Genomic DNA, 13,722 nt, shown 5'->3' with positions numbered 1-13,722 from the left:
TGCAGGTCAGGCCCACTTCTGGCCTCCCGGACCCCTTCGCCTCCACAGGTTCCTCCCCACCCCGTGCACACCATGCCCGCGTGTCGTCCACGCCCTGCCCCGAGTTATCCCCAACCCTTGTGGATAAGGCCCTTTCGGCGAGCCCGTCCGGCCCGTAGGTTGCCGCACCGGTGGCGTGTGCGGTCGGGCCGCGCGGGCCCCGCCCGGGCATTGTGTCGGACCCGGTCGCGACCCTGACCACCGCACGACCCCGAGTGAGCCGCCCCGAGGGCCGGACCGGACAATCGAGACCGGACGGACCGGCACGGACGGCACCGACAGGATCGGCGTGGACCGACGAGAGCAGGAGGTGGGAGGACCGTGAGCCTCACGGACGACCCGCCCGCCTGGACCGCCGAGCCCTCCGACGGCTGGGGCGACGGCCCGGCGTCGTACGCGCCCGGCGAGGCGCCCAGCGGCGGCCGCACCCCGCCGCAGGACATGGCCGCCGAGCAGTCCGTGCTCGGCGCGATGATGATCTCCAAGGACGCCATCGCCGACGTGGTCGAGGTGCTCCGCGGGGCCGACTACTACCGGCCCGCCCACGAGGAGATCCACGAGGCGATCCTCGACCTCTACAGCCGCGGCGAGCCCGCCGACATGGTGACCGTCGCCGGCGAGCTGCAGCGGCGCGGGCAGCTGCAGAAGGTCGGCGGCGCGCCGTACCTCCACACCCTCGCGGCCAACGTCCCGATCGCCGCCAACGCCGGCTTCTACGCCGAGATCGTCTACGAGAAGGCGATCCTGCGCCGCCTGGTCAACGCCGGCACCAAGATCGTCCAGATCAGCTACGCCGGCGAGGGCGAGGTCGAGGGCATCGTCAACGAGGCCCAGTCCGAGATCTACAAGGTCACCGACCGCAACAAGTCCGAGGACTACGCCCCGCTCAGCGACATCATGGACGGCGTCCTCGACGAGATCGAGGCGATCGAGAACCGTGAGGCCGGCATCTACGGCGTCCCCACCGGCTTCGCCGACCTCGACGAGCTCACCAACGGCCTGCACTCCGGCCAGATGATCGTCGTCGCGGCGCGTCCCGCTATGGGCAAATCAACGCTGGCTCTCGATTTTTGCCGCGCGGCCTCCGTCGGGCACAACCTCACCAGTGCCTTCTTCAGCCTGGAGATGACGCGCGCCGAGATCGTGATGCGCCTGCTCTCCGCCGAGGCCCGGATCCCGCTCAACCACATCCGCAACGGCAAGATGGGCACCGAGGAGTGGGACCGCCTGGCCCGGCACGTCGCGAAGGTCTCGGCCGCGCCGATGTTCGTCGACGACTCGCCCAACATGACGATGACCGAGATCCGTGCCAAGGCGCGCCGGCTCAAGCAGAAGCACGACCTCAAGCTGATGGTCATCGACTACCTCCAGCTGATGTCGTCGGGCAAGAAGGTCGAGTCCCGCCAGCTCGAGGTGTCCGAGTTCTCCCGGCAGATGAAGCTCCTCGCCAAGGAGCTGGAGATCCCGATCATCGCCCTCTCGCAGCTCAACCGTGGTCCCGAGCAGCGCGCCGACAAGCGTCCGGCCATGTCGGATCTCCGAGAGTCGGGCTGCCTGACGGCCGACACCCGCCTGCTCCGTGCCGACACCAATGCCGAGATCACGCTCGGGGAGCTGATGGAGGACGGCGTCCGCGACATCCCCGTCTGGGCGCTCGACGACCGCCTCAAGCTGGTGCCCCGCACCCTCACCCATGCCTTCCCCAGCGGCACCAAGCCGGTGTTCGAGGTGACGCTGGCCTCCGGCCGGCGGGTGAAGGCCACGGGCAACCACCCCTTCCTGACCTACGACGGCTGGATGCCGCTGGCCGAGCTCGAGGTCGGCAGCCGGGTCGGTGCCATCCGGCATGTCCCGCCGCCACTGGAGATCGTGCCGCGCGACGACGACGAGATCGTCCTGCTCGCGCACCTGCTGGGTGACGGCTCGTTCGTCAGGCGCCAGCCGATCAGGTACGCGAGCCAGGACGAGGCCAATCTCGCCATCGTCGCCGAGGCCGCCGCACGTCGCTTCGGCATCACGGCGATCCGTGACGAGTACGCCGCGGCGCGGGTCACCACCCTGCGCCTGCCCGCTCCCTTCCGACTCGCGCGCGGACGCCGCAACCCCATCGCGGAGTGGCTCGATGCCGACGGGCTGTTCGGCCTGCGCAGCCACGAGAAGTTCGTCCCCGACTGGGTCTTCGCGCTCCCCAAGGAGCAGGTCGGGCTCTTCCTGCGTCACATCTGGGCCACCGACGGGTGCGTCCACTGGGATGAGAAGCGCGCTCTCGGGTGGATCTACTACGCCTCGACGAGTCGGCGCCTGGTCGACGATCTGGCCCGGCTGCTCGGCCGCTACAACATCTTCACCCGCGTCAAGACCGTGCGTAAGAACGGCTACCGCGACGGCTACCAGCTGCACGTCTACGGCGTCGAGAACCAACTGCGGTTCGTCGACGAGATCGGCGTGCACGGCGCCCGCGGCGAGACCGCGACCCGGATCGGCGAGCTGATCCGCGACGTCGTCCCCAACACCAACGCCGACACCGTGCCGGTCGAGGTCTGGGACGACGTCCGCACGATCCTCAGCGACCAGGGGATGACCCACCGCGAGTTCGCCGCCGCGATGGGCACGCAGTTCTGCGGCTCCACGATGTGGCAGCACGCCCCGAGCCGCCAGCGCCTCGGCAAGGTCGCCGCCGTCCTCGATCACGCCGACCTCGAGGTGCTGGCCACCAACGACGTCTACTGGGACAGCATCAAGTCCGTCGAGGCGATCGGTGAGCAGCCCGTCTACGACGCCACCGTGCTCGGCGTCCACAACTTCGTTGCCGAGGGCATCGCCCTGCACAACTCCATAGAACAGGACGCCGACATGGTGATCCTGCTTCACCGTGACGACGTCTACGAGAAGGAGTCGACCCGCCCCGGCGAGGCCGACCTCATCGTCGCCAAGCACCGTAACGGCGCGACCCGCGACATCGTCGTCGCCTTCCAGGGTCACTACAGCCGGTTCGTCGACATGGCGCACTGACGGTGCTGCGGGTGGTTGCGGGACGCAGCGCACCGTGAGCGCGTCCGCACCGCACGGGCCGCTGGCGAGCCTGGTCGGCGCGGGACATCCCCTCCTCGACCGTCTCGACGCCGATGTCGGCGGCCTGACCATCGCGTACCGCCGGACCGGTGGCGACCGGCCACCCGCCGTACTCCTGCACGGGCTGATGGGCAGCGGCGCGGGCTGGGCGCCGGTGGCCCGGCTGCTCGAGGCGGACCTGGACGTGATCCTTCCCGACGCCCGCGGGCACGGTCGCTCCACCGCGCCGGACTCCGGCTACCGCTACGCGGATCTCGCGGACGACGTGATCGGCCTGATCCAGCAGCTCGGCCTCACCCGACCGGTCCTCGTCGGCCATTCGATGGGCGGGATGACGGCGGCGCTGGTGGCGACCCGGATCGGGCACCTGCTCCGCGGCCTCGTCCTCGTGGACCCCACCTTCCTGAGCGGCGAACGACAGCGTGAGGTCTTCGAGAGCGACGTCGCCGAGCAGCACCACCAGGCCGTCCGCCGAGGGCGCTCGGCGCTGCTGCGGGACGCGCTCGCCCGGCCGGCGCGTCGCCCGCCGGCGCTCGTCGAGCTGCAGGTCGAGGCGCGGCTGAACACCAGCCTCGCGGCGTTCGACGTGCTGCGGCCGCCCAACCCGCCGTACCGCGACGTGGTCCGCGCGCTCGACGTACCCACGCTGCTCGTCATCGGTGACCGGCCCGTCGTCAGCCGGGACCTGGCGACCGAGCTGTGTGAGCTCAGCCCCCGCCTGCGTCTCGAGCAGGTCGACGACGCCGGCCACGGTCTGCCGTTCGACCAGCCCGAACAACTCGCGCAGTGCATCCTGGCCTTCGTGCGGACGCTGCCGACCTGACGCTGATCAGCGGGTCTTCGGTCCGCCGACCTCAGCCGTCGTCGCGGTGACCGGTTCGGCCGAGTGTCGGCCCCGCAGCCACCGCAACCCGACCACGACGCCCAGCGCGACGAGCACGCACAGTCCGCCGGCGAGTACGTCGAGCAGGTAGTGGTTGGCGGTGGCGATCACGACCAGCACCTGCACGCTCGGGTAGAGCACGGCCGCGACCCGCCACCAGGACCCCGGGAAGCTCCACATCTGGATCGCGCACCACAGCGACCAGCCGAAGTGGAGGGACGGCATGGCGGCGTACTGGTTGGTGGCGTCGCCGATGCCGCGGGGTGCGGACGCGGCGTCGCCCCACCAGCCGTAGTCGGCGTACGCGCGCATCACGTCGATCATGCCGAGGTCGGGCAGCAGACGCGGCGGGGCGACGGGGAAGCGGGCGTAGATCACCAGCGCGATGGCCGAGGCGAGGATCAGGGTCCAGTAGCCGCGCCGGTGGACCCAGCCGCCGATCCGCCAGGAGCGGTAGAGCACCAGCGGCGTGGCGGCGTAGTGGAAGACGGCGTAGAAGTAGCAGGCGGGGACGGCGAGTGCGGGGATCGAGGCGAGCCAACTGTTGGCCGGGCGCTCGAGGTGCTGGATCAGCCAGTGCTCGACCTCCGCGATCGCGCGGGAGTGGGCCAGGGCGCCGGCGACGTCCTCGCCCTGGGCCGCGCGGATGAGGGTGTAGGCCACGGCGAGCACCAGCAGCGCACCGGCCTCGACGAGGGTGACGGTCCAGCGCCCGGACGCCGGGGAGCGGGTCGCTGCGGCGGTGGGGGTGGCCTCGGGCTCGCCCACGCCTCCCGTCGCCAGGTCACGGAATCTCATCGGCCGTGCGTCCTCCTGTCCTTCACGCAATCACTGTCCTACAGGAATGATTGCGAACATGCAATCAATTGGGTAGCGTGCCGGGCGTGGCTGAGCGCGACGAGTTGTTCGAGGGGCTGGAGCAGTTCCTGCAGTCCTTGTGGACCCTCGCGGAGCGGGAGGGCCTCACCTACCTCGCCGATCGCGATCTCTCGCTGACCCAGATCCGCACCCTGCTGATGCTGACCATGGCCGACGCGCCGCTGCCGGTGAACCGGATCGCCGAGCGGATGGAGCTGTCCGCGCCCGCCGCCTGCCGCAATATCCACCGGCTGGTCCGGCTCGGCCTGCTGGAGCGGCGGGAGAGCCGTGAGGACCGACGGGTCCGCCTCGTCTCCATCACCGCCCAGGGCCGCGAGCTGGTCGACCGGCACCAGGAGCCGCGCCGGGCCGCGCTGCGGATGCTCATCGGCCGGCTGCCCGACGAGGAGGTCGGGGCGTTCAACACCGCGCTGCACCGGCTGCTCGCCAGCGCCGACCTGCTCGCGCCCACCAACCCCGCCAAGCCGACCGCGACCGACCGCGCCACCGACCCCGCCGGTGCCACCGCGCGCTGACGTCGCCGTACCGGACCCGGAAGCACCAGAGGAGACTCGATGAGTAGTACCGCCAGCGCGCCCCGAGGCCCGGCCACCGGCCTCGGCGACGAGGACGACCGGATCACGCCCGACATCCTCAAGGTCGCGGCCGTCGTCGTCCTCGGGTCGATCATGGCCATCTTGGACACCACCGTGGTCAACGTCGCGCTGCCGACGTTCCTCACCGAGTTCGAGGTCGACGCCTACTCGACCGTGGCCTGGACGATCACCGGCTACACCCTCGCGCTGGCCGCCATCATCCCGGTGACCGGCTGGGCGGCCGACCGGTTCGGCACCAAGCGGCTCTACCTGATGGCGCTGGTCCTGTTCACCCTCGGCTCGGTCCTGTGCGGTCTCGCCTGGAACATCGAGGCGCTCATCGCGTTCCGGGTCGTGCAGGGCCTGGGCGGCGGCATGCTGATGCCGCTGGGCATGATGATCCTGACCCGGATCGCGGGCCCGCACCGCCTCGGCCGGCTGATGGCCATCCTCGGCATCCCGATGCTGCTCGGCCCGATCCTCGGCCCGATCCTCGGCGGCTGGATCATCGACAGCGTCTCGTGGCACTGGATCTTCATGATCAACCTGCCGCTCGGCGTGGCAGCGATCGCCTACTCGCTCTACGCGCTGCCCAAGGACGCTCCGCAGCCCGGCGAGCGCTTCGACTTCGTGGGGATGGCGCTCATGTCGCCCGGCCTGGCCCTCTTCCTGTACGGCGTCTCCACCATCCCCGAGGAGGGGACTGTCGCGGCCACCAAGGTCCTCGTCCCGGGACTGATCGGGCTGGCCCTGATCATCGGCTTCGTGGCCTGGTCGTTCCGGCCCGAGCACCCGCTGCTCGACCTGCGGCTGTTCCGCGACCGCAATCTGACGGTGGCCACCCTGGTGATGTTCTTCTTCGCCGGGTCCTTCTTCGGCGCGATGCTGCTGGTGCCGACCTACTTCCAGCAGGTCCGCGGCGAGGACGTCCTGCACGCCGGACTGCTGGTCGCTCCCCAGGGCCTGGGCGCGATGCTCACCATGCCGTTGGCGGGCATGCTCGCCGACAAGTACCCGGTCGGCCGGGTGGTGCCGTTCGGCTTCGTCGGCATCATCGTCGGCGTCGCCGGTCTCGCGTTCAGCACCGACCCGGACACGCCGTACTGGCAGCTGATCACGTTCCTGTTCATCATGGGCCTCGGCATGGGCGGGACGATGATGCCCGTCTTCACCTCCGCCCTGAAGACGCTGAAGTCCCACCACGTCGCCCGCGGCACCACCCTGATCAACGTCATCCAGCAGGTCGCGGCGTCGGTCGGAGTCGCCGTGATGTCGGTGGTGCTGACCAACCAGCAGAACGCCTCCGAGCCGCTCAAGGCGGTCCGGGCGCTGGCCGACGCCGAGCGGCTGGGCATCCAGCCGCCCGCCTGGGCCACGGAGACCGTGCAGCGCATCGGCGACGCCGTCCAGGGCCTCGCGCTCGGCGACCTCGCCGACTCGTTCTCGGCGGCGTACGGGGTCGCGACCGTGGCGCTGGTGCTGACGCTCATCCCGGTCGCCTTCCTCCCGCGCCGGCGCGAGGAGTCCCATCTCCTCGACGACCAGGACGAGGCGGGACCGGGCGCCCCGGTCGTCCTCCACTGAGCCGGGCCGGTCGGACCGGCCGGACGGGGGCGGCACGGCGGCTCAGCCCGGCCCGTCGGGGTGGGTGAGGTCCCAGGCGCGGGAGACCTTCCGCGGGACGACCATCCGCCATGCGTCGACGACCAGCTCGCGCGCCTCGGCCGGCTCCAGCGCGGCCAGCACCGCGTGCACCCAGTTGAACCGGAGGTCGGAGGCGTCGGGCAGCCGGAACCGCTCCGGCGCGCCCGCCACCAGGGCGGCGCGCTCCTCCTTCGGGAACGCGAACCCCATCACGGTCTCGTCGCGGGAGAACCCGACGTACACGAGCTGACCGACCCGGAACCTGAGCCGACCGCGCACGTAGACCGGGTAGGACCGCTCCAGCTCGTCGCCGAGCGAACGGACGTCGTCGAGCACCGCCATGCAGGATCGACCGGTACGACGCAGCGGATTCATCGCGGGCCCACTCGTCGGCTCCCGTCAGCCCTCGGCGCGCTCGATGCGGGTCCAGCCCGCCCAGCCGCGCTCGGCGAGCAGCTCGCGCAGCCGCCGGACGGGCGGGTTCTCGTCGGCCATCGAGTCCAACAGCCGCACGAAGGCGGAGTCGTCCATGAACTCGTCCTGCTGGTCGAGCTGTCCGGCGGCGGCCGCCTCCTCGAAGAGCTCGACCAGCAGGTCCGCCATCTCCCGCACGATCCGCTCGTGGTCGTCGCGCTCGCCGCGGACCAGGTCGCCGATGAGCCGGTAGAAGCGGACGGTCCGCTCGTCCTCCAACTGGGCGCGCTTGTCGGCCATCAGTGCGGGGATCCGGTCGGGGTAGCGGCCCGCGATCAGGATCCAGGCGTCGCGCTCGCCCTCGATCAGCTCGTCGGGCGCGCCGATGCTCCGCACCCGGTCGAGGTAGTCGGCGACCTCCGCCGGCACGGCGAGCGTGTCGCCCGATCCCAGCTGCGCGATCCGGCGGCGGTGCTCCTGCAGCTCGCGCACCTCCGCGCGCAGCCGCCGGTCGATCTCGCCGATCGCCGCGCTGAAGGTCGCCGGGTCGGCGTCGAGCAGCTCCTGCACCCGGGCCAGCGGTACCCCGGCCTCAGCCAGGGTCCGGATCCGGATCAGCCGCACCACGGCCGCCGCGTCGTAGGACCGGTACCCGGAGCGGTCGCGCTCCGGCTCCGGGAGCAGTCCCACCTGGTGGTAGTGCCGCACCGTCCGGATGGTCACCCCGGCGTACGCCGCCAACTGTCCGATCGTGAGCACGGATCCAGCCTGCCCTGAATCCGTCCTCACGCGAACCGGCGACGGTAGACGCGGTTCGCGATCGCGTACGCGAGCACCAGGAGCCCGGTGCACCAGGCCAGCGCGATCCAGGCGTCGTCGCGGACCGGCTGCTCGGCGAGGAGGCCGCGCAGCGTGTTGACGATGGAGGTGACCGGCTGGTTCTCCGCGAACCACCGCACCGGACCGGGCATCCCCGCGGTCGGCACGAACGCCGAGCTGACGAAGGGCAGGAAGATGATCGGGTAGGCGAAGCCGCCCGCGCCGTCGGGCGACTTGGCGGCCAGCCCGGCGATCACGGCCAGCCAGGTCAGGGCGAGCGTGAACAGGACCAGGATGCCGGCGACAGCGAGCCAGGCCAGCACGCCGGCGCCGGAGCGGAAGCCCATCAGCAGGGCGACGAGCACGACCAGCACGACCGAGATCAGGTTCGCCACGAGTGAGGTCAGCACGTGGCCCCACAGCGCCGCGGACCGCGCGATCGGCATCGACAGGAACCGCTCGAAGATCCCGCCCTTCAGGTCCAGGAAGAGCCGGTAGGAGGTGTAGGCGATGCCCGAGGCGATGGTCATCAGCAGGATGCCGGGCAGCAGGTAGTCGACGTACTCGCCGTCGCCGGCGTCGATCGCGGCGCCGAAGACGTAGACGAACAGCAGCATCATGGCGATCGGCGTGATCGCCGTGGTGATGATGGTGTCGGGGCTGCGCAGGATGTGACGCAGCGACCGGCCCAGCAGGGTCCGGGTGTCGCTCACGACGTGGGTGCTCATGGCGGTCTCCTCAGTGCTCGGCGCCGACGAGCGCGAGGAAGATCTCCTCGAGCGTCGGCTGCTTCTCGACGTACTCGACCCGGGCGGGAGGGAGCAGCGCCTTGAGCTCGGCGAGCGTCCCGTCGACGATGATCCGGCCCTCGTGGAGGATCGCGATCCGGTCGGCCAGTTCCTCGGCCTCGTCGAGGTACTGGGTGGTGAGCAGCACCGTGGTGCCGCCGGCGGCGAGCTCCCGGACGGCCTGCCACACCTCGATCCGGCCCTGCGGGTCGAGGCCGGTCGTCGGCTCGTCCAGGAAGATCACCGGAGGATCGCCGATCAGGCTCATCGCGATGTCCAGGCGCCGGCGCATGCCCCCGGAGTACGTCGCCGTCCGCCGCCCGGCCGCGTCGGTCAGGGAGAACCGGGCGAGCAGGTCGTCGGCCACCCTGCCGGGATCCGACAGGTGGCGCAGCCGCGCGACCAGGACCAGGTTCTCGCGGCCGGTCAGGATCTCGTCGACCGCGGTGAGCTGGCCGGTCAGGCTGAACGACTCCCGGACCTCGGCCGGCTGGGTGGCGACGTCGAAGCCCTGCACGCAGGCCGTCCCGGCGTCCGCCCTGGTCAGGGTCGTGAGGATCCGGATCAGGGTCGTCTTGCCGGCGCCGTTGGAGCCGAGCAGGGCGACGATGCTGCCCGCGGCGACCTCGAGGTCGACCCCGCGCAGCACCGGGAGCGCGCCGAACGACTTCTCGACTCCGGCGACCCGGATGGCGGCCGCTGCCGGTGGTGTCATGACGGTGCTTCCCTTCGTCCCAGCGAGGCCCGCGTGGCCTCACCACGAGGGTGCGGGGTTGACGCTGCGTCAAGGTCAAGCCCGGCGCCGGCCGAGGTTCTGGTGAGCCGTCGCACCGCGCTCGGGTGCGGGCCGGCCGGAGAGCACGGGTACCGTGACCCCATGACTCGGGCACAGGGCTACGGAGCGCAGTTCGGATCGGCGACCCAGGCACAGGACCGCGACGGGTTCCGGACCTTCACCGTGCGTGAGCTCGTCGCGTACGGCCGGCTGATCGTCAACCGCGAGCGGGTCGACCCCGAGCGGGTCGTCCACGAGTTCATCCGGGCCAACCCGGACGTCGACCTCGACGCGCGCAGCACGATCACCGAGTGGCAGGACGGCCACCGCCCCGGCGACACCGCCGAGCGCCCCCGCGGCTACTTCTGAGTTCCTCGGCTCGTCCCTGGGAGGATCGGGCCATGGACCTGGTGCGCTCGATCCCGCTGTTCGTGCTGGCCGCGGTCGCCGAGATCGGCGGCGCGTGGCTGGTCTGGCAGGGCGTGCGGGAGCACCGCGGCTGGCTGTGGATCGGGGCCGGGGTGATCGCGCTCGGGCTCTACGGCTTCGTGGCGACCCTCCAGCCCGATGCGCACTTCGGCCGGATCCTCGCGGCGTACGGCGGCGTGTTCGTGGCGGGGTCGCTGGTGTGGGGGATGGTGCTCGACGGCTTCCGTCCGGACCGGTACGACGTCGCGGGCGCGCTGGTCTGCCTCGTGGGCGTGGCGATCATCATGTACGCGCCGCGATCGAGCTGAGCACCTCGCCGGCCGCCCGGAGCCCGGACTCGATCGCCCCGTCCAGGTAGCCGGGGTGCTCGGTGGCCGATTCCGAGCCGGCCCAGTGCACGCCGTCGATCGGGGCGGTGGTCATCGGCCAGGCGAGCGTGCTGTCGGCTCGCGGAAGGGCGACGTACCCGCCCCCGGCGTGCTCGTCGAGGTGCCAGGACTTCTCATGCCACCCGGCCGGCCGGCGTACCTCGTCGCCGAGGTGGGGCGCGAGCGCGTCGAGGATCGCCGACCGGCGGCGGTCCGGGCCGAGGGCGTCGAGGGCGCGGGCGGCGGAGCCTCCGGCGAGGAAGGTCAGGTGGCCGGGGCCGTCCGGGGGCGAGGTGTCGAACACGGCGCCACCCGGGTGACCGAGCAGGATCAGCTCCCCGCCGCGCCGCGCGCGCCAGAAGGGCCGTTCGTAGACCGCGACGGCCTTGTGGACCACGCCCATCTCGGTGCCCGCCTCGAGGGCGGACCGCTCGGCCGGGAGCGGGGGATCGTGGGTGATCCGAGCGGCCGTCGGCGGCGGCGCGGTGACGACGACCGCCCGCGCGCGCTGTCGCCCGGCGGGGGTGTCGAGGGCGATCCCGTCGGGGCCGCGGGCGATCCGGGTGACCCGGCAGCCGAGCCGCACCCGGTCGCCGAGCTCCGCGGCGAGGGTCTCGACCAGCGAGCCGATGCCGTCGACGAGCAGGGTGTCCTGGGCGCCGCCGCGGGTGGCGAGCATGGTGCGGAGCCCGCCCTGGCGGTGGACCAGCTCGGTCATCGCGGTGAGTGAGAGTCGCTCCGGGTCGGTGGTCCAGGAGACCTGGACGAGCACCTCCAACAGCCGCCGCGCCCGGCGGCCCGGCACGCGCCCCAGCGCGTCGGCCCCGGTCCTCGCGGTCGGGCCGCCGGGCCGGGCCCGGCCGGCGACCGCGAGGGCGGCGAGGGCGACGAGCGCGGGCAGGAGGGCCGGGGCCACGGGGGAGAGCTGTCGGTCCCCGTCGGTGAGCAGCGGAAGGGTGCCGGTGTGCATCGCGAAGCGGGTGGGCCCGAGCTCGTCGGCCAGGGCGGCGACCCGGTGGTGGTCGTGACCGATCCAGGTGCCGCCGAGATCGAGCCGGGAGCCGAGCGCGGAGGTCTCCGCCAGCACCCGGCCGCCGGGCCGGTCGGCGGCCTCGAGGACGACGACGTCCTGCTCGCTGCGCACCAGCTCGCGCGCCGCGACCAGGCCGGACAGGCCGGCTCCCACGATGACGATCGGCTCCATGACGCCTCCTCGCTAAAGTCGGACGTCCGTCCGACTATTGGCCAAGGTAGGCGTCCCCGCGACCGGACGCAAGAGGCGGCGGCGCCCGGAGGCGGCGCGGGACTCAGCGCGGGGTCGGCGCGGCGAGCGCCACCAGCATGTCGAGCGCGTGCCCGAGATCGCGCTCCGAGCGCTCCGGGTCGGGGTTGGCGAGGTGCTGGAGGACCAGGCCGTCGACGACCGCGAGCACCAGTCGGCCCAGGACGTCGGGCGCGACGGCGCAGCGCTCGCGGGCGTTGGCCGCGGCCTCCGCGCACAGCTCGGTGAGCAGATCGGTGTAGCGCGCGAACTCGAGCCGGGCCAGCCCGCCGGCGGCATCGCTGCGCGCCGAGTACATCGCCAGCTCGTACTGCAGGATCTGCACCCCGCCGCCCCCGTCGAGCAGCATCGCCCAGAAGGAGCGGATGCCGTCGCGCAGCGCGTGCTCGACGCCCCGCTCGAGGTCGAGTGCCTCGCGCAGCGCGCCCGACATGTCGTCGACGACGCGCACGATCACGGCCCGGAGCAGCTCGTCGCGCGAGGGGAAGGCGTAGTGCAGGGTGCCGAGCGGGACCCCGGCCTCGGCGGCGACCGCGCGCATCGTCGTACCGGCGACCCCGACGGACTCCAGCACCCGGATCGCCGCGGTGACGACCTGCGCCTGCCGGTCCGCTGCCCTGACGTACGCCACCGCCTGCTCCGTCCTGCTCGACTCCCCGCACCGTACCTCCGCCCGGTCCGCCGTTGCGCGGCCCCGCGATACATGGATACTCTATGTCCAGATAAAGGGAGGCGGGGACCATGCGGATGAACGAGGGCGTCGAGTGGGCCGCCCATGTCTGCGTGCTGCTGCACTGGCTCGAGGAGGAGCAGGCCGAGCCGGTCCCCGTCCCCGTGGCCCGGCTGGCGGAGGTCTACGACCTCCCGGCCCCCTACCTCGTCAAGCAGGTCCAGGCCCTCACCCGCGCCGGCATCACCGAGTCCGTGCCCGGCAAGCGCGGCGGCGTACGGCTGGCCCGGCCGGCCGATCGGATCACCCTGATGGACGTCGTCGCGGCGATCGAGGGCCCCGACGACGCGTTCGCCTGCACCGAGATCCGGCGGCGCGGACTGAGCGAGGGCCGGCCCGCCCGGGAGTTCGCCCAGCCCTGCGGCATCGCCCATGCCATGCGCGGGGCGGAGCTCGCCTGGCGCCGGGAGCTCGCGGCGACCTCCATCCTCGACCTCGCCGAGGCCACTCCGCGGCGGATCGCCGCGGACGTACGACGACACTTCGCCCGCGCCTGACCGACGGCCGGGTCCCACCGGGTCCACCGTTCACCCTAAAACTGGATATCAAATGTCCACTACTGAGAGGAACCGCCATGACCCGCACCCCGATCCGCGACGCGTCCCCGGAGACCTTCCAGGCGCTACTCGCGCTCGACGCCCGGATGAAGAAGGCGCTCGGCCCGGTGCTCTACGACCTGGTCAAGCTGCGCGCCTCGCAGCTCAACGGCTGCGCCTACTGCGTCGACATGCACGCCACCGACCTGGAGCGGCGCGGTACGCCGAGCCGCAAGCTGCACGGCGTCGCGGCCTGGCAGGAGAGCCCGTTCTTCGACGAGACCGAGCGGGTGGCTCTCGCCTTCACCGAGGCGCTGACCGGGGGCATCGGCGTGGTCGGCGACGACCTGTGGGACGAGGCCGGCCGCCTGCTCGGCGAGGAGCGTCGGGCCGATCTGATCGTGGCTGTCGGCACCATCAACACCTGGAACATGGCGGGTGTCACCACCCACCTCCAGCCGGAGGGTGCGCCGGCCTGACCGGTCCGAC

At 72.0% G+C, this 13,722-nt stretch carries 15 protein-coding genes; 8 read left to right on the top strand and 7 right to left on the bottom strand.

Features of this window, described 5'->3' with window-relative positions:
• Nucleotides 1-360 precede the first annotated feature (360 nt).
• Complete coding sequence (locus tag QJ852_26790) at nucleotides 361-3,051, top strand: replicative DNA helicase (GenBank protein WGX96741.1); 2,691 nt, start codon at nucleotides 361-363, stop codon at nucleotides 3,049-3,051.
• Nucleotides 3,052-3,085: 34 nt separating this feature from the next.
• The gene (locus tag QJ852_26785) at nucleotides 3,086-3,934 is read left to right on the top strand and encodes an alpha/beta hydrolase (protein WGX96740.1); all 849 of its coding nucleotides are present in this window, start codon (nucleotides 3,086-3,088) and stop codon (nucleotides 3,932-3,934) included.
• 6 nt (nucleotides 3,935-3,940) lie between these two features.
• Here the strand turns inward: QJ852_26785 and QJ852_26780 are convergent, their stop codons facing one another.
• Nucleotides 3,941-4,792 carry a phosphatase PAP2 family protein gene (locus QJ852_26780; protein ID WGX96739.1) on the bottom strand — a complete coding sequence of 284 codons (852 nt, stop codon included), beginning with the start codon at nucleotides 4,790-4,792 and terminating at the stop codon, nucleotides 3,941-3,943.
• 86 nt (nucleotides 4,793-4,878) lie between these two features.
• On the opposite strand from QJ852_26780, the gene QJ852_26775 reads away from it, so the two are divergent.
• Both QJ852_26775 and QJ852_26770 read left to right on the top strand, forming a co-directional pair.
• A complete protein-coding gene (locus QJ852_26775) occupies nucleotides 4,879-5,388 on the top strand; it encodes a MarR family winged helix-turn-helix transcriptional regulator (protein WGX96738.1) in 510 nt (169 codons plus the stop codon).
• 39 nt (nucleotides 5,389-5,427) lie between these two features.
• Nucleotides 5,428-7,032 (top strand): DHA2 family efflux MFS transporter permease subunit, encoded by a 1,605-nt coding sequence (locus QJ852_26770; GenBank protein ID WGX96737.1) that lies wholly within the window; start codon nucleotides 5,428-5,430, stop codon nucleotides 7,030-7,032.
• A 42-nt stretch (nucleotides 7,033-7,074) separates the two neighbouring features.
• On the opposite strand, the gene QJ852_26765 is transcribed toward QJ852_26770, so the two are convergent.
• The 4 genes from QJ852_26765 to QJ852_26750 are packed head-to-tail and all read right to left on the bottom strand — an operon-like array spanning nucleotide 7,075 to nucleotide 9,828.
• On the bottom strand, nucleotides 7,075-7,434 hold the full coding sequence (locus QJ852_26765; GenBank protein WGX96736.1) for a hypothetical protein: 360 nt from the start codon (nucleotides 7,432-7,434) through the stop codon (nucleotides 7,075-7,077).
• Nucleotides 7,435-7,491: 57 nt separating this feature from the next.
• Complete coding sequence (locus tag QJ852_26760) at nucleotides 7,492-8,265, bottom strand: MerR family transcriptional regulator (protein ID WGX96735.1); 774 nt, start codon at nucleotides 8,263-8,265, stop codon at nucleotides 7,492-7,494.
• Nucleotides 8,266-8,291: 26 nt separating this feature from the next.
• Nucleotides 8,292-9,053, bottom strand: a complete 762-nt coding sequence (locus QJ852_26755) for an ABC transporter permease (protein WGX96734.1) — start codon at nucleotides 9,051-9,053, stop codon at nucleotides 8,292-8,294.
• A 10-nt stretch (nucleotides 9,054-9,063) separates the two neighbouring features.
• Nucleotides 9,064-9,828, bottom strand: a complete 765-nt coding sequence (locus tag QJ852_26750) for an ATP-binding cassette domain-containing protein (GenBank protein WGX96733.1) — start codon at nucleotides 9,826-9,828, stop codon at nucleotides 9,064-9,066.
• A gap of 162 nt (nucleotides 9,829-9,990) precedes the next feature.
• Between QJ852_26750 and QJ852_26745 the strand changes: the two genes are divergently transcribed.
• Complete coding sequence (locus QJ852_26745) at nucleotides 9,991-10,257, top strand: hypothetical protein (protein WGX96732.1); 267 nt, start codon at nucleotides 9,991-9,993, stop codon at nucleotides 10,255-10,257.
• 32 nt (nucleotides 10,258-10,289) lie between these two features.
• Nucleotides 10,290-10,625 (top strand): YnfA family protein, encoded by a 336-nt coding sequence (locus QJ852_26740; GenBank protein WGX96731.1) that lies wholly within the window; start codon nucleotides 10,290-10,292, stop codon nucleotides 10,623-10,625.
• Here QJ852_26740 and QJ852_26735 read toward each other — a convergent pair.
• Together QJ852_26735 and QJ852_26730 are read right to left on the bottom strand one after the other, a co-directional pair.
• Entirely contained in the window at nucleotides 10,600-11,889 is a 1,290-nt protein-coding gene (locus QJ852_26735) for an NAD(P)/FAD-dependent oxidoreductase (protein WGX96730.1), read from the bottom strand. The two genes, QJ852_26740 and QJ852_26735, sit on opposite strands and share 26 nt — an antisense overlap.
• 103 nt (nucleotides 11,890-11,992) lie before the next feature.
• A complete protein-coding gene (locus QJ852_26730) occupies nucleotides 11,993-12,598 on the bottom strand; it encodes a TetR/AcrR family transcriptional regulator (GenBank protein WGX96729.1) in 606 nt (201 codons plus the stop codon).
• Nucleotides 12,599-12,708: 110 nt separating this feature from the next.
• On the opposite strand from QJ852_26730, the gene QJ852_26725 reads away from it, so the two are divergent.
• Nucleotides 12,709-13,194 (top strand): Rrf2 family transcriptional regulator, encoded by a 486-nt coding sequence (locus QJ852_26725; protein ID WGX96728.1) that lies wholly within the window; start codon nucleotides 12,709-12,711, stop codon nucleotides 13,192-13,194.
• A gap of 77 nt (nucleotides 13,195-13,271) precedes the next feature.
• Complete coding sequence (locus QJ852_26720; protein WGX96727.1) at nucleotides 13,272-13,712, top strand: carboxymuconolactone decarboxylase family protein; 441 nt, start codon at nucleotides 13,272-13,274, stop codon at nucleotides 13,710-13,712.
• Nucleotides 13,713-13,722: the final 10 nt, after the last annotated feature.

Origin of the sequence: Nocardioides sp. L-11A (genome assembly GCA_029961745.1) — a bacterium.
Taxonomy (GTDB): domain Bacteria; phylum Actinomycetota; class Actinomycetes; order Propionibacteriales; family Nocardioidaceae; genus Nocardioides.
This window is presented reverse-complemented; position numbering and strand designations above follow the sequence as displayed.

What these genes read in the sequence shown, in the direction of transcription:
- QJ852_26780 (WGX96739.1), bottom strand. Translation starts at nt 4,792, where the DNA reads ATGAGATTCCGTGACCTGGCGACGGGAGGCGTGGGCGAGCCCGAGGCC.
- QJ852_26770 (WGX96737.1), top strand. Translation starts at nt 5,428, where the DNA reads ATGAGTAGTACCGCCAGCGCGCCCCGAGGCCCGGCCACCGGCCTCGGC.
- QJ852_26765 (WGX96736.1), bottom strand. Translation starts at nt 7,434, where the DNA reads ATGGCGGTGCTCGACGACGTCCGTTCGCTCGGCGACGAGCTGGAGCGG.
- QJ852_26755 (WGX96734.1), bottom strand. Translation starts at nt 9,053, where the DNA reads ATGAGCACCCACGTCGTGAGCGACACCCGGACCCTGCTGGGCCGGTCG.
- QJ852_26750 (WGX96733.1), bottom strand. Translation starts at nt 9,828, where the DNA reads ATGACACCACCGGCAGCGGCCGCCATCCGGGTCGCCGGAGTCGAGAAG.
- QJ852_26745 (WGX96732.1), top strand. Translation starts at nt 9,991, where the DNA reads ATGACTCGGGCACAGGGCTACGGAGCGCAGTTCGGATCGGCGACCCAG.
- QJ852_26740 (WGX96731.1), top strand. Translation starts at nt 10,290, where the DNA reads ATGGACCTGGTGCGCTCGATCCCGCTGTTCGTGCTGGCCGCGGTCGCC.
- QJ852_26735 (WGX96730.1), bottom strand. Translation starts at nt 11,889, where the DNA reads ATGGAGCCGATCGTCATCGTGGGAGCCGGCCTGTCCGGCCTGGTCGCG.
- QJ852_26725 (WGX96728.1), top strand. Translation starts at nt 12,709, where the DNA reads ATGCGGATGAACGAGGGCGTCGAGTGGGCCGCCCATGTCTGCGTGCTG.
- QJ852_26720 (WGX96727.1), top strand. Translation starts at nt 13,272, where the DNA reads ATGACCCGCACCCCGATCCGCGACGCGTCCCCGGAGACCTTCCAGGCG.